We start from the raw sequence: 14,846 nt of genomic DNA, 5'->3' as shown, positions 1-14,846 counted from the left end.
TTTTGTTTTTTTATTTTCTTTTTAAACTCTTTGTTATGAGTTATTATTATATATACTGTTTATTTGAGAGGAGAAATTAGTTTGGATAATAATTCATATTGGAAAAAGAATCTATGGATTCTTTTATTTGGGACGTTTCTAACAGGGATTGCTTTTAGTGAGGTTATTCCTTTTCAACCACTATATATATCAGAACTAGGTAATTTTTCTAAAAGTGAATTAGCACTATGGAGTGGAGTTGTATATGCTTCGTCATTCGTTGTAGTTATTTTTACTTCGGCGATGTGGGGGAGATTTGCTGATCGACACGGTAGAAAAAGAATGGTTTTGCAAACTTCATTCGGTTCTGCGGTTACTTTATTTTTAATGGCTTTTTGTACCAATGTCTGGGAACTTTTAATTTTAAAGTGTCTACAAGGATTTTTTGATGGAGTTATTCCAAACTCAATTGCACTAGTTGCTACTAGTACTCCAAGAGAAAAGACGGGTTATGCTCTAAGTTGGTTATCAACTGGATACACAAGTGGATTTTTAGTTGGCCCAATTTTTGGAGGATTTCTTGTTCATATTTTAAATATTAGGGTTTCTTTTATGGTTACAGGACTATTATTATTCTCTTTCTTCCTATTAACTTACTTTTTTGTGGAAGAACACTTTGTACCTGATCCATCTAAAGTTAAAGCTAAAAAGGAATCTTTTATCAAGATTATTAAGGGATTCCCAAATACCAAATTTATTGTTTGGATTTTAATTATTTCAGTGTCACTACAAATTATGAATAATTCAATTAATCCTTTGATTACATTGTATGTTAAAGAATTAATGGGTAACAGCGGGAATGTATCAGTTGTGTCGGGACTTGTTGCTGCTATGCCTGGTATTGGAATGGTATTAGTATCACCATGGTTTGGTCGATTTGGAGATAAATATGGAACTAATAAAGTTCTAACTTTAGGATTTATTATGGCCATTTTATTTATTTTCCCACAAGGATTTGCTCCAACAGTATTATTCTTTGGAGTCTTTAGATTCTTAACTGGGGTTTCTAACGCTGCAATTTTCCCATCCGTTCAAACACTTTTAGCTAAGGAAACACCATCTGAATCAACAGGAATGGCATTTAGCTTAAACCAAGGTGCTCAAGCTGTTGGGATTTGTATTGGATCATTAATGGGAAGTATCATTTCTTCAATTTGGGATTATGACGTTGTGTTTTATGTTAGTGCTTTTGTGGTTTTAATGACATTTATCATAGTTAAAATTAAGACTGATATAATTTAAAGTTAAATAAAAATAACAATTTAAGAATACTTTTTTAGGAGTTTTTTAATTAAATTATATGTGTATAATTTAATGGTAATAATTCGATTAAATCAACCTTTTTCGCAATAAATTATTTTATAATTTATATAACGAGGAGGGATGTATTATGTATGCAAAAGCAGCAACAATTTCAACTGCAGGTGCATCAGCAGCTGTTTTACCACAACTAGGTAGTAATCTTATGATGAATAATTTGCTTACTTTTATTGGAATTTCTTTATTAACGGTACTATTTGTGTCGCAAATTATACTGATTATCAAGAAATCAAAATAAAAAGTTGGAACAATTGAATGTTCATGTTTAGTAGAGCTAGGGATATTTATCTCTAGCTTTATGTTTTTAATTAAGGGGATTATGGCTTGTTTTTTTATTTAATATTAATATTAGGAATGTTTTCCTTTTTTAGAATTATATTTGGATTGATATTATCCAACGTTCATCAGATTAAAGAGCAGGGTGAATTCGTCTTCAATAATGATAGTTTGAAACCGAAAGTATCTGTTGTTATTCCAGCATATAACGAAGAAAAGTTTGCTGGAAGATGTATAGAATCAGTAATTAATAATGATTATTCAGATTTTGAAGTGATAGTTGTTAATGATGGTTCTACAGATAATACGCAACAAATTATTGAAAATAAATCTAATCTAGACAAAAGAATTATTCCTGTATATCAAAAAAACTCAGGAAAAGCCACAGCTATAAATAATGGTGTTAAGAATTACTGTAATGGTTCAATTGTTATGGTTCTTGATTCTGACTCTTATATTGAGAGAGATTCTATTTCTAAAATGGTGAAATATTTTAGAAATAGAAGTGTTGTTGCAATGGCTTCTAACGTTAAAATAAGTAGTTATAATAATATACTAGAGTATGTACAATATATTGAGTATTTGCTAGGGCATAAATTAAAAGGGTCTGAAGATCAACTAGGGTTGCAATATATCATAGGTGGTGTTGGATCATGCTTTAGAAAAGATTTTATGCTAAAGGCTGGTTTATATGATACAGATACAATAACTGAAGATATAGATTTTACATTAAAGATGATTGATTATTTTGGTAATAATAACTATAAATTTAGTTTTGCTAGTGACGTAATTGCTTATACTGAGCCTGTAAGAACATTGAATGATTTAATAAAACAAAGATATAGATGGAAGTTCGGCAGATTCAAATCTTTGGTAAAATACAGAAATCTGTTTTTTAATGTTAATGCTAAATATCATAAAATGTTAACGTTCTGGAAATTACCAAAAGTTATTTTTGAAGAATTTTTTATGTTAATAGATCCGATTATAACTTTTGCGGTTGTGTTTTTAAGTGTAAGATACCTATCACTAGCTACGATATCGTCAATAATTATTTTGTTCTCTATATATTTAATATCCTCTGTTTTTTCTAGTGATGCTAGTTACATTAAACACAAATTATTGGTGATAGTTACTTGTCCATTTGCATATTTATTTTTAGAAGTAATTAATATAGTTGACTATATATCTTTACTTTTATGCATTAAGAATTTCAAAGAGATATTATTTAATATTAATAAACAGAGTAGTTGGAATCACGTTGAAAGATAAAAAGCCTCCGCTCAAGCGGAAGCTTTTTATTTTACAACGGTTACGTCAGTAGATAAGACGTATGTGTTTTTATTGATTTGGTAGAAACTAGTTTGTTGATCTTGAACCAACTTAGTCGCTTTAATTTTTTCACCTTTTTTGAACTTAGTACTCTTAATAGCATCAAGTCTAGGGAAACTATATTGATCAATTTCATCCTTGTTAGGTTCTAGTTCATAATCACCAACGTGATGTTTCTTTTTATTAACTGCAACAGTTTGATTTACGGCTTTTAATGTATTATCAACATTGCTGTTATGTGTTGCAATGCTAATTGCAGCAATGAACGCGATAAATAGTAACACGATTACAAATAATACTTTAGAAAATGTACTTCTCATAATTATAATCCCTTCATATAAATTCCATCTGTTTTTAATCATATATTAAATGTGTCATAAGGGCAATTAGAAAGATATTTTTCTAATTGTGTTTGTTTATTATTAAAAAATAATGAACGTTTTAATTGACTTCTAATATTTTTGATAGTATATTTACATTATTCAATCCAATACGAAGAAAGAAGGTTATCCATTTGAATAACGTAATTTTAATTTCATGTTGTTGTCAAACTATCGTTAGCACAAATGTGGTAACCTTTTTAAACGTATGATTCGAGATAGTTTGACAGAAATTAATAATAATTGAATCATACGAATAAGAGACCACTGTTTGAGGCTAACTTTTTAGTTAATCTTGAACAGTGGTCTTTTTCTTTTGGTTGAAAAAATTTTTAGGAGTGAGGATATGAAGAAATTACTTGCAACATCAGCATTGACAGTATTAGTGGGGATTACCTTAGCGGCATGTGGTAATAATACTGCCAACAACGATGCTAAGACACAAACACTAAACTTAGCAGCAACTTCCCAATTAGATACAGTTGATATTTCAAAATCGGGAGGATATGGATCTACTGGGAACGCATTTAGTAGTTTTTACAAGTTAGGTGAACACGGAAAACCTGGTTTAGATTTAGCTGACAAAGCAACCACCAGCAAAGACGGTAAGACTTGGACTTTCCATTTACGTGATGCTAAATGGAGTAACGGTAAGACGATTACTGCTCAAGATTTCGTTTACTCATGGCGTCGTACTGTTGATCCAAGTACCAAGGCTCAATACTCATACTTATTCAATAGTGTTGTTAATGGAGAAGCCATTAACTTAGGTAAGATGAGTCCAGACAAATTAGGTATCGAGGCTGTTAACAGTCGTACCATTAGAATTCATTTAACTAAGCCTATTGCTTACTTCAAGACTTTAATGGCTTATCCATTATTTGGACCACAAGACGAAGCCACTGTTAAGAAGTACGGTGATAAGTACGGAACTAACGCTAAGTACATGGTATACTCAGGTCCATTCAAAATTGAAGGATGGAACGGTACCAACGATAAGTGGTCATACTTAAAAAATAAAGATTACTGGGATGCTAAAGAAGTTAAGTTAAACCGTGTTAACTACACTGTTGTGGCAAACCCAACTACTAGTTTGAACCTATACAACCAAGGTAAAATTGACGTGACAGCATTATCTACTGAACAATTAAAGAATTACAAAGATAATAAGGACATGAAAGATTACTCATACGCAATGACTACATTCTTGCGTTACAACTTTAATGATCCAAACGCCGCTAACCGTCGTATTATCAACAACCTAAACATTCGAAAGGCGATCTCATTAGCCATCGATAGAGACCAACTAAGTCAAAACCTATTAGGCTTTAAGACTAAAAATATTACCGGTTTCGTGCCATTTGGTTTAGCAAATGATCCTAAGACTGGTAAAGATTTCGCTAGTCAACAAGGTCAAGACAATGCCCTACAATACAACAAGAAGTTAGCTAAGCAATACTTTGAAAAAGGATTAAAAGAATTAGGCTTAAAGAAAATTAGTCTAACTCTATTGGCACAAAACGAAGATGCTAACACACCTGTGGCTACTCAGTTCTTGAAGTCACAATTAGAATCAATTCTTCCTGGTTTCACGCTAAATCTAAGTAACTTGCCAGGTAAGATTGTAAGTACTAATACGCAAAATGGTAACTTTGACATCGCATTATCAACTTGGGGTGGGGATTTCAAAGATCCAATTACTTTCTTACAAATCCCACAAAAGAATACACCATATAACTTCGGTAAATATGATGGAACTAAGTACAACCAATTAATCAACAAGGCTGAGAATGTTGATGCAAACAATGCTGAAAAGCGTTGGCAAGACTTATTAGCTGCAAGCAATGAACTAAATAATGATCAAGGTATTTCACCACTTTACCAAGTGCACGCATACTACCTACAAAGAAGTAGCATCAAGGATATTATTCATAACAGTGCTGGTCCACAATGGAACTACACTCGCGCATATGTAAAATAGGGTTAAAAAAGAGTTATCATTCACGGTAGCTCTTTTTTGTTATAATGAACCTAATAAATTAAAACGAGGTGGGAGTATGTCTTTAAAGAGAATGTGGGTAATATCGTTTCTTACAATTTTAATCATGTTTGTATTCTTAACGATTGCTGAATTTGGTGCATTTAATTTCAATATTTACGCTAATCACAAGTTATTAGGTCAAATGGATCCCGGAGTAATACGTTTATTAGGAGTCATTTTTATGGTGACCATTGCAAAACGTAGTTGGAATATTAAAATTTTTCAATCTAAACACGGATGGAAAAGTTTATTCACTGTCGGTTGGTTGATACTATTAATTGCTCTAACAAACGTTACCATTTCCAGTGATGACATTGTTTGGAATGGAATTTTACATCATATGAATGGATTAAATCTATTCCTAACTTTCTTCATGGCCTTATTAGAAGCTTTGTTTATAGGGATGTTTGAAGAAACCGCCATGCGTGGAATTATTTTTGGCGCCATGTTAAAGGCTTTTAAAAAGAACACTGTTATGAAGAGCGTTATCTGGTCTAGTGTTTGCTTTGGTGGTCTGCACGCCTTGAATTACGGTGCTCAACCATTCTGGGATACCACTAACCAAATTATCTATGCGATGGGAATTGGTTTTATTTTAGCCGCAATGTATTACGTTACTAAAAATATTTGGGTACCAATTACTGCTCATGCAATCATGGATTACACAGCATTAGTTTTCTCAATGCATTCAATTTACTTCAATGTTGCTGGATATAACGACATTGATTTGACCAGTGTTTTGATTTTCATTATTGGATTACTGGTAGCATACATCACACTAATTAAATATAACCGTCGTCTTGGAAAACAAGATTGGTTCTACTAAAAAGGGCGCATTAGCGCTCTTTTTTAGTCTCAAATATCAATTACGTGATTTAGTGAACAAAGCCCAACAAGCCCATGATACCAATGATAAAGACAAAATATTAAATTTATCTTAAAGTGAAACAAAAGTATTGTGTTTCTATTCACAATGCATATAATAAGACTTGTAAATATAAAACAAACACGAATTATAAAGATAAGAAGGTATACAATATGAAAGTTATTGTTATTGGATGTACACATGCCGGCACATTCGCCGTAAAACAAATTTTAAAAGAAAACCCAGATGCAGAAGTTACTGTATACGAAAGAAATGACAACATTTCATTCCTATCATGTGGAATTGCATTATACCTAGATGGGAAAGTTAAGGATCCTCAAGGATTATTCTACTCAAACCCTAAAGAACTATCTGACTTAGGTGCTAACGTTAAGATGTTACACAGTGTTAAATCAATCGACACTGACAACAAGACCATTGAAGTAGAAGACTTAGATTCACACGACGTATTCTCAGACTCATACGACAAGTTAGTTATGACTACTGGTTCACGTCCTGTTCTTCCTCCAATTGAAGGTCGCGACAACAAGAACGTCTTCTTCTGTAAGAACTGGCACGATGCTCAAATCTTATTTGAAAAAGCTAAGGACCACAAACGTATTGCCGTTGTCGGTGGTGGATACATTGGTGCTGAATTAGCTGAAGCATTCTCAAACCACGGTCACGAAACTACTTTAATCAACAGTGATGACCATGTTTTATCAAAATACTTCGACAAGAAGTTTACTGACAAAATTGAAGAACTATACACTGATCACAACGTAAAACTAGAATTAGGTGTTCGTGTTGATAAATTCTCAGGTGACGACGAATTAACTCTATCAACTAGTGACCATGACATCAAAGCTGATATGGCTATTTTATGTGTTGGTTTCCAACCAAACAGTGAATTATTAGCTGGTAAAGTTGACATGACTGACTACGGTGCCATCATCACTAACGAATACATGCAAACTTCAAACCCGGATATTTATGCTGCAGGTGATAGTGCTGCTGTTCACTACAACCCAAGTCGTACTAATGAATACATTCCATTAGCAACTAACGCTGTTCGTCAAGGTATCTTGGTTGGTAAAAACATTGTTAAACCAACAACTAAGTACATGGGAACTCAATCATCATCTGGTTTACAATTATACGATTACGCAATTGTATCAACAGGGATGACTGTTGGAATGGCTGAAAGAAAAGGAATGAAGGCTCACTCAGTAGTTGTTGAAGATAACTACCGTCCAGAATTCATGCCAACAACTGAAAAAGTTATGATGGAACTAGTTTACGACCCAGAAACTCGTCGTATCTTAGGTGGATCATTAATGAGTAAATACGATATTTCTCAATCAGCAAACACACTTTCAGTATTAATTCAAAACGCAAACACAATTGACGACTTAGCAATGGTTGATATGTTATTCCAACCAAACTTTGACCGTCCATTCCACTACTTAAACATCTTAGGTCAATCTGCTCAAGCTCAAGAAGAAAAGTAGTAAAATAATTAAAATTCCCTGACATATTGTTAGGGAATTTTTTTATTGCCTAATGTAGATTAAAAGATTATTATTATTTCTTGAGGTGAGAAAATGCAAAAAATTAAGCAAAGACTAACACCGCAAAACATTTTTATGTTGGTGATTAGTTTTGTTTGTATGTTCTTTTTAACAACTGCGTCACCTTTTTATGAATTTAACCGTTCATTAGACGCAAATACAATGTATACAGTCGGAAAAGGGCTTTTACATGGATTAATGCCATATAAGGATCTATTTGATAATCGTGGTCCACTTATTTATTTAATTCATTCAGTGAATGCCGTTTTCTCATATCGTTCATTTACGTTTATTTATATCATTGAATCATTGTTGTTATTCTTAGACATCGCATACATTAATCGAATTCTATCATTTAAACTAAGTCGTCGTACTGCAATGCTATGTAGCTTTTTATTCATTCCGCTAGCATTCAGTAGCCGTATCTTCTTCTATGGTGATCTACCAGAAGAATACGCCATGACATTTGTCTTTATTTTGATTTATTCATGTATCAAATACAATTGGTTTGATATGCCACGTCGTTACTACATAGTAAACGGTTCGTTTGTGGCCATTTTATTCTGGATTAAGTATTCATTAATTATTCCATGGGTCATATTCTTTGTCTTTGTCGGCATCGCATGTTTAATTACTAAACGTTTCAAGCAATTATTTATCATCATTTTGGATGCTTTAATTGGGTTCTTGGTGGTTACAATCCCAATCCTTGTATTGTACTTAGCCACAGGAGCCCTAAAAGCGATGTTTTACGCGTACTTCTACTTGAACTTGACTCATTACCATGTTCAAGACGCAACGCTCTCATACACGCTTTTTAAGGTTATGTATCCAACCTTTGGTTTCCACCACCACTTAATTCTAATTAGAACCGTATATTACATTATGATTGGGCTATTCATTTACTCAGTCGTAAGATACATGGAATCAGTTGAAGTTCATGGTGGCAACAAGGCACTACTATCTTTTATCGTATTCTTAGATATCGTGCTAACATACGAAGCTGGTGGCGCTAGTTTCTCATATTACTTATTCGCCTGTGAACCATTCATCATCTTCTACTTATTCGTATTAGGATTATTGATTGATCGCTACATCGCAGATAAGAAGTACTTGATTTGGACGTTGTCTGGTTTAGCACTACTAGGGATTTTTGCGACTAACCATAACTACCGTAGTAGTATGTTTGTTGCTAAACCTCATCAAATGTATGAAGTTTCATTTACTAAGAAAATTAATGCTTCTAAAGATAAATCAATTCTTAATTATCATGCATTAGACTTAGGAATATTCACATACACTGGTACTTACAGTAAGGATCGTTTCTTTATCCGAAACAACTTACAATATGCGCCAATGGCACAATATCAACGTAAGTACTTACATTCATTAAAATACAAATTTGTCGTTACTAAGTACTATTCAGATGAACTATTACCAAAACAAGATCGTAAGTTCTTGAAGAAACATTACAAGCTTGTTTCTAAGAATTGGTATAACTACAGTAGTCATCGTCAAGGTTTAGTTGCTTTATACGAACGTAAATAAAAAAGAGGACTCAAACGAGTCCTCTTTTATTTTGCGTTTTTATTGTTATTGATTACGTTTGTGATGATTCATTCCATAAACGAAGTAGATTACCATACCGATAACGAACCATACTAGAGCATATAGCTTAGCTTCGCTATCTAATCCCCAGAATACTAGTAGGGAAGCGATGAAACCTAAAGCGGGCATAACAGGGTAGAAAGGTTCTTTAAACCCTGGCATATTGATGTCTTTTCCTTCACGTTTACGTAATGGGTAAATACCAACAGATACAAACATGAAAGCAATTAATGTTCCAGCAGAAATTAATTGAGATAGGAATGTAAATGTTAGGAAAGCGCCGATGACTACAGAAATTGCAGTCATAGTAATAATTGCATTAATTGGGAGGTTACGTTTTTTATCAACCTTACCTAAGAACTTAGGTAGCATACCGTCACGACCAAATGAGTAGATTAGACGTGAACCAGCCATCATCATTCCGATTAAAGCAGTGAACATACCGACAACAGCGACAATTTGGACACCTGAAGCAATGAATGGATGACCAGCTTGACGTAATGCCCAACCAACAGGTTCTGCGTTATTAGCGTAGTTAGTGTATTTGAACATTCCCACTAGTACTAATGAAACAGCAACGAATAGGGTTACGGCGATTGCTAGAGAACCGATAATTCCGCGTGGCATGGTCTTTTGTGGATCTTTTGCTTCAGCTGAATTAGCGGCGATTGAGTCAAATCCAATGTAAGAGAGGAAGATGACTGATACACCAGCATAAACTCCACTAAAACCACCAAAACTTGTTCCGTCAGCATTGACTGTATGTGCAGGAATAAATGGTACGTAGTTAGCAAAGTGAATTGAAGTTGCACCAACAACAACGAAAACAATTACAGCAAGTACTTTTAGAATTACCAAGATGTTTTCGATAGTTGAAGTTTGTTCGTCACCTCTAGTGATTAAAAACATCACAATTAAGATGACGATTACAGTGATGATATCAACTAATCCACCCTTAGCACTGACTGGATTAGACAAGTAAGTTGGTAGTTTAAGACCAAGTGGTTCAATTAATCCACGGAAGTTAGCTGATAAACCAGCGGCCACAAATGATACCGCGATGAAGTATTCAGCTAGGAGCGCCCATCCGGCAACCCAACCCCAAAATTCACCGAAAATGACGTTGATCCATGAATAAGCAGAACCAGCAAATGGCATTGCTGAAGCCATTTCAGCGTATGATAGGGCAACTAGACCAGCAACGATGGCTGCTAGTAAGAATGAAATGGTAACAGCAGGTCCAGCATAGTTAGCTGCTACGATTCCAGGAAGTGTAAAAATAGCGGTTGAAACGATAGTTCCAACACCTAATGCCAAGAAATCCTTGGTAGTTAAAGTTCTTTTCATTTTAGCGTCTTTTTCTTCATAAACGCTAGGGTCTTCTTTACGATTCATTCGTTTGAATAAATTCCCCATGATAATAATTACCTCTTTCCATAATTAACAATTAATGAATTGTCTTGTTGATAAAAAGACCTCCCACAGTCCTTTTTATCTTTATTCGTTTTATCTAAAAAAAACACACTCAGACATTTTAACATGAAAATAGCCACCCTGGATAGTCAGGGTGGCTAATTAGTTTTTAATTTAATTATTAATTACTTAGCTTTTTTATTAAATCTTACAAAGTATAGAACTGTCATAACTGCTAAGAAGACAATTCCAACAAGTAATGGAATTCTAGTATCGTTGTTGAAGAACATAAATACTAGAGTAACGAATAGTACTAGTAAAGTTAAGTAGTTGGTAAATGGTGCAAAAGGCATTGTAAATGGATGACCAACTAGTTTTTCTGGATGTTGCTTTCTAAACTTAAGCTCTGACATGATAATAACGAACCATGGCACCATTCCAGGAAGAACAGAAGAACTGTAAACGTAAACGAATACTTGATCTGCACCCTTGTAGAATAGAGGTAGGATAACGTTTAGAATCACACCTAGTAAAATTCCAGTTGCGATTGAAATAACTGAAATGTAAGGAACACCATGACGGTTAATTTTGTTGTATCTATCTGGTAGTTGACCTTGTTGTGCTAATAGGTATGACATCCTACTTGAACTGTAGATTGCTGAGTTAGAACCTGATAGCGCAGCAGTTAAAACAACAAAGTTGATAATTGAAGCAGCTGCTGTAATACCAACTTGTGAGAATGTTTCTACGAAAGGTGATCCGATGTTAGCAATTTTATCCCATGGGTAAATTGATAGCATTACGAAGATTGAACCGATGTAGAAAATTAAGATACGACCAATAGTGTCTTGGATTGCTTTAACTAGAGTGTGTTTTGGATTTTCAGCTTCCCCAGCAGTAACACCAATCAATTCGATTCCTTGGTATGAAGCGAATACGATTGATAGTGCGAAGAAGAATCCTTTAACACCACCAGTGAAGAATCCGTGGCTCCATAGGTTAGAAATTCCAGTAGGACCAACACCATTGAAACCTAAAACGATAATCACAGCACCAACAATAATCATTGCGATGATGGTAACAACTTTGATCAATGCGAACCAGTATTCTAGTTCACCGAAGGCACTAACTGAAATCAAGTTAGCGATACATAAGAAAACGACCGCGATGATTCCAGGAACCCATGATGGAATTGAAGGCCACCAGAATTGCATATAAGTACCAATTGCAATCATTTCAGAAATCCCAACAACAACCCATTGGAAGATATTTGACCAAGCAGTTAAATATCCGAAAACGGGATGCATGTATTCAGCGGCAAAGTGAGAGAAGGATCCACTAATTGGATTATCATATAGCATTTCCCCTAATGCTCTCATGATTAAGTATAGGAAGATACCTGCGATTGCATATGCAAGTAGGACTGAAGGTCCAGTCCATTCAATGGTTGACTTCGCACCCATAAATAGACCAACACCAATAGTTCCACCCAATGCAATCATTTGCATTTGTCTAGAACTTAATTTACGTTCTAGTTTCTTTTCTTGCTTTTCTTCTGCCAATTTGTTCACCATCCTGTAAAAGAGTAATAAAAAACCTAGTACTACACTGTCTATTGTACTAGGGATTTTTTAAAAATACATAACAAATCTGATATATTTAAATAATTTTTAAATAATTGCTATCTTAACACCGTCAAAAATCTTGCTGACAAGCTTTTGAGGGTTCCCCAGTAAGATATATAAATGTAATTCTAATGTTTATTATTTTAGAAATGTTATTATACATTCACTGTGATGTCAAGTAATTAGACAATAGGTGAATTTTATTCATCTATCACTTCATGTCGCAATTAGTCTTTTGAATGAAATTTAACGAAGTATAGGATTGTCATAATTAATAGGAATGCAATCCCGATAATTAAAGGAATTCTAGTAGCTGGGTTAATAAACATAAAGATCAAAGTTATTGCTAAAAATACTAATGTCACATAGTTACTGATAGGTGATAGTGGCATCTTAAATGGATGATTTGCTAACTTATCAGCATGTTGTTTTCTGAAACGAATTTGAGATAACAAGATAATTACCCAAGGAACCATTCCAGGAAGCACAGATGAACTGTATACGTATACGAAAATTTGATTTGCTGAAGGGAAGAAGATTGGTAGTAATACGTTTAGTAATAGACCTAATAAAATTCCCAATGAAATACTAATTACTGATACGTAAGGAACACCGTGACGGTTTAGTTTTCTGAAAATCTTAGGAAGTTGTCCTTCTTCAGAAAGTAAGAATTCCATACGACTAGCACTGTAAATTCCAGAGTTTGATCCTGATAGAGCGGCAGTAACCACAACAAAGTTAATAATTGCAGCGGCTGCAGTAATTCCAACTTGTGAGAAAGTTTCTACGAATGGAGAACCAATTTGATTGATTTTATCCCATGGGTAGATACTCAAAATTACAAAAATAGCACCGATGTAGAAGATTAAGATACGACCGATAGTATCTTGAATTGCTTTAACTAAAGTTTCTTTAGGGTTTTCAGCTTCCCCAGCAGTAACCCCGATTAATTCAATTCCTTGGTAGGAAGCAATTACGATAGCTAATGCAAAGAAGAACCCTTTAAAACCGTTAGCAAAGAATCCGTGGCTCCAAATGTTTGAAATACCAGTAGGGGCAATTCCATTAAAACCAAAGACTATGATGACTAGACCAACGATAATCATGGCGATAATAGTAACTACCTTAACTAGCGCGAACCAGTATTCTAGTTCACCAAAGGCACTAACTGATACTAAGTTAGCAATACATAGAAAAATAATAGCGATAATCCCAGGTAGCCAACTTGGTAGGTGAGGCCACCAGAATTGCATGTAAGTACCAATTGCGATTACTTCGGAAATTCCCACGACGATGTATTGGAAAACGTTACTCCACGCTGTTAGGTATCCAAAAACGGGATGTAAGTATTCTGAGGCGAATTGGGAGAATGATCCGGTAACGGGATGAACATATAGCATTTCTCCTAAAGCACGCATGATTAAGTATAGGAATAATCCAGCAATTGCGTAATCTAATAAGACGGAAGGACCTGTCCAACCAATGGTTGATTTGGCTCCCATGAATAGGCCAACCCCAATAGTTCCACCTAGCGCAATCATTTTCATATGACGGGCGCTAAGCTTTCTTTCTAACTTTTCTTCATTATTATCTGACATATTTCCACCTTCTTAAGTATATTTGAGCAGTGGAAACAAAAACGCCCCTAACACAATTAAGTGTTAGGGACGTCTATAACGTGGTTCCACCCTGAATTTAGCATTACCTAAATAATAATGCCCTCATAATAGTCATTAATAAATTTCGAGTAATAGAATATAAAGAGTGGTATTAATTAGATCGTCATAAACTTACTTTCAGCTATTGTGAGTTCTCCCTGGAAGACGACTACAAATTAACTTGTCTCTAAATAACAAATATTATTGTATATCTAGAGTAGACAAGTGTCAACTGAAAGATGACAATTATTTATCGTTTGTCTTTTCAAGTCTTTCTTGTAAGTCAATGATGGTATCCATTGCAGCAGCAAATTCGTCATCAGAGTAGTTCAAACGGTTTAAGCAACCTTGAACAGCTTGCAAGATTGGTTCTTTCTTTTCTTTACCTAATTCAGTTAAGTGAATTAGTACTCGACGTTCATCTGCCTTATCGCGGTTTCTAGTAATCCAACCAGCTTTTTCTAGTCTTTTCAATAATGGAGTAAGAGTTCCATTAGATAAACCTAGCTTTTGGCTTAAGAAATTAACGGTAACACCATCTTTTTCCCATAATGATAGTAGAGTAATGTATTGAACATAAGTTAAGTTATATTCATCTAAAGGTTCTTGGTAAAATTTATTAAATAGTTGATGTGCGCGTGAAATTTGAAAACAAATTTGATCGTTTAATGTAATTTCTTTTGGCATAATACACATGCTCCTTTCATTTGTTTGTTCG

The 14,846-nt window shown here is 34.2% G+C and carries 12 protein-coding genes; 7 read left to right on the top strand and 5 right to left on the bottom strand.

Features of this window, described 5'->3' with window-relative positions; all coding sequences use genetic code 11:
- The first annotated feature begins 81 nt into the window (after positions 1 to 81).
- The 3 genes from RZ74_RS06000 to RZ74_RS05995 all read left to right on the top strand — a co-directional run bounded on the left by RZ74_RS06000 (position 82) and on the right by RZ74_RS05995 (position 2,907).
- Complete coding sequence (locus RZ74_RS06000) at positions 82 to 1,281, top strand: MFS transporter (RefSeq protein WP_053950497.1); 1,200 nt, start codon at positions 82 to 84, stop codon at positions 1,279 to 1,281.
- 148 nt (positions 1,282 to 1,429) lie between these two features.
- Positions 1,430 to 1,597 (top strand): hypothetical protein, encoded by a 168-nt coding sequence (locus RZ74_RS06980; protein WP_187291408.1) that lies wholly within the window; start codon positions 1,430 to 1,432, stop codon positions 1,595 to 1,597.
- A gap of 86 nt (positions 1,598 to 1,683) precedes the next feature.
- On the top strand, positions 1,684 to 2,907 hold the full coding sequence (locus tag RZ74_RS05995; RefSeq protein ID WP_053950496.1) for a glycosyltransferase family 2 protein: 1,224 nt from the start codon (positions 1,684 to 1,686) through the stop codon (positions 2,905 to 2,907).
- A gap of 26 nt (positions 2,908 to 2,933) precedes the next feature.
- On the opposite strand, the gene RZ74_RS05990 is transcribed toward RZ74_RS05995, so the two are convergent.
- The gene (locus RZ74_RS05990) at positions 2,934 to 3,287 is read right to left on the bottom strand and encodes a hypothetical protein (RefSeq protein WP_053950495.1); all 354 of its coding nucleotides are present in this window, start codon (positions 3,285 to 3,287) and stop codon (positions 2,934 to 2,936) included.
- Between the two features lie 406 nt (positions 3,288 to 3,693).
- Here RZ74_RS05990 and RZ74_RS05985 point away from each other — a divergent pair, with 406 nt between their 5' ends.
- The 4 genes from RZ74_RS05985 (at position 3,694) to RZ74_RS05970 (ending at position 9,372) form a co-directional block, all read left to right on the top strand.
- Positions 3,694 to 5,328 carry a peptide ABC transporter substrate-binding protein gene (locus tag RZ74_RS05985; RefSeq protein ID WP_053950494.1) on the top strand — a complete coding sequence of 545 codons (1,635 nt, stop codon included), beginning with the start codon at positions 3,694 to 3,696 and terminating at the stop codon, positions 5,326 to 5,328.
- 76 nt (positions 5,329 to 5,404) lie between these two features.
- Positions 5,405 to 6,214 (top strand): CPBP family intramembrane glutamic endopeptidase, encoded by an 810-nt coding sequence (locus RZ74_RS05980; protein ID WP_053950493.1) that lies wholly within the window; start codon positions 5,405 to 5,407, stop codon positions 6,212 to 6,214.
- 212 nt (positions 6,215 to 6,426) lie between these two features.
- A complete protein-coding gene (locus RZ74_RS05975; RefSeq protein ID WP_053950492.1) occupies positions 6,427 to 7,764 on the top strand; it encodes an FAD-dependent oxidoreductase in 1,338 nt (445 codons plus the stop codon).
- A gap of 93 nt (positions 7,765 to 7,857) precedes the next feature.
- Positions 7,858 to 9,372: a hypothetical protein gene (locus RZ74_RS05970; RefSeq protein ID WP_053950491.1), complete on the top strand. Its 1,515-nt coding sequence runs from the start codon at positions 7,858 to 7,860 to the stop codon at positions 9,370 to 9,372.
- A gap of 45 nt (positions 9,373 to 9,417) precedes the next feature.
- Here RZ74_RS05970 and RZ74_RS05965 read toward each other — a convergent pair whose 3' ends face one another.
- The 4 genes from RZ74_RS05965 to RZ74_RS05950 all read right to left on the bottom strand — a co-directional run bounded on the left by RZ74_RS05965 (position 9,418) and on the right by RZ74_RS05950 (position 14,815).
- Positions 9,418 to 10,848: an APC family permease gene (locus tag RZ74_RS05965; RefSeq protein ID WP_053950490.1), complete on the bottom strand. Its 1,431-nt coding sequence runs from the start codon at positions 10,846 to 10,848 to the stop codon at positions 9,418 to 9,420.
- 182 nt (positions 10,849 to 11,030) lie between these two features.
- Positions 11,031 to 12,353, bottom strand: coding sequence for an amino acid permease (locus tag RZ74_RS05960; protein WP_083437209.1), 1,323 nt, complete (start codon positions 12,351 to 12,353; stop codon positions 11,031 to 11,033).
- A 344-nt stretch (positions 12,354 to 12,697) separates the two neighbouring features.
- Positions 12,698 to 14,068 carry an amino acid permease gene (locus tag RZ74_RS05955; RefSeq protein ID WP_053950488.1) on the bottom strand — a complete coding sequence of 457 codons (1,371 nt, stop codon included), beginning with the start codon at positions 14,066 to 14,068 and terminating at the stop codon, positions 12,698 to 12,700.
- A gap of 306 nt (positions 14,069 to 14,374) precedes the next feature.
- On the bottom strand, positions 14,375 to 14,815 hold the full coding sequence (locus RZ74_RS05950; protein WP_187291407.1) for a MarR family winged helix-turn-helix transcriptional regulator: 441 nt from the start codon (positions 14,813 to 14,815) through the stop codon (positions 14,375 to 14,377).
- Positions 14,816 to 14,846: the final 31 nt, after the last annotated feature.

The sequence above is a fragment of the Apilactobacillus apinorum genome, from assembly GCF_001281175.1.
Taxonomy (GTDB): domain Bacteria; phylum Bacillota; class Bacilli; order Lactobacillales; family Lactobacillaceae; genus Apilactobacillus; species Apilactobacillus apinorum.
The sequence above is the reverse complement of the archived record's forward strand: the minus strand, read 5'-3'. Positions and strand labels throughout refer to the sequence as shown.

What these genes read in the sequence shown, in the direction of transcription:
- RZ74_RS06980 (WP_187291408.1), top strand. Translation starts at nt 1,430, where the DNA reads ATGTATGCAAAAGCAGCAACAATTTCAACTGCAGGTGCATCAGCAGCT.
- RZ74_RS05955 (WP_053950488.1), bottom strand. Translation starts at nt 14,068, where the DNA reads ATGTCAGATAATAATGAAGAAAAGTTAGAAAGAAAGCTTAGCGCCCGT.
- RZ74_RS05985 (WP_053950494.1), top strand. Translation starts at nt 3,694, where the DNA reads ATGAAGAAATTACTTGCAACATCAGCATTGACAGTATTAGTGGGGATT.
- RZ74_RS05990 (WP_053950495.1), bottom strand. Translation starts at nt 3,287, where the DNA reads ATGAGAAGTACATTTTCTAAAGTATTATTTGTAATCGTGTTACTATTT.
- RZ74_RS05975 (WP_053950492.1), top strand. Translation starts at nt 6,427, where the DNA reads ATGAAAGTTATTGTTATTGGATGTACACATGCCGGCACATTCGCCGTA.
- RZ74_RS05965 (WP_053950490.1), bottom strand. Translation starts at nt 10,848, where the DNA reads ATGGGGAATTTATTCAAACGAATGAATCGTAAAGAAGACCCTAGCGTT.
- RZ74_RS05960 (WP_083437209.1), bottom strand. Translation starts at nt 12,353, where the DNA reads ATGCAAATGATTGCATTGGGTGGAACTATTGGTGTTGGTCTATTTATG.
- RZ74_RS05980 (WP_053950493.1), top strand. Translation starts at nt 5,405, where the DNA reads ATGTCTTTAAAGAGAATGTGGGTAATATCGTTTCTTACAATTTTAATC.
- RZ74_RS05970 (WP_053950491.1), top strand. Translation starts at nt 7,858, where the DNA reads ATGCAAAAAATTAAGCAAAGACTAACACCGCAAAACATTTTTATGTTG.
- RZ74_RS05950 (WP_187291407.1), bottom strand. Translation starts at nt 14,815, where the DNA reads ATGCCAAAAGAAATTACATTAAACGATCAAATTTGTTTTCAAATTTCA.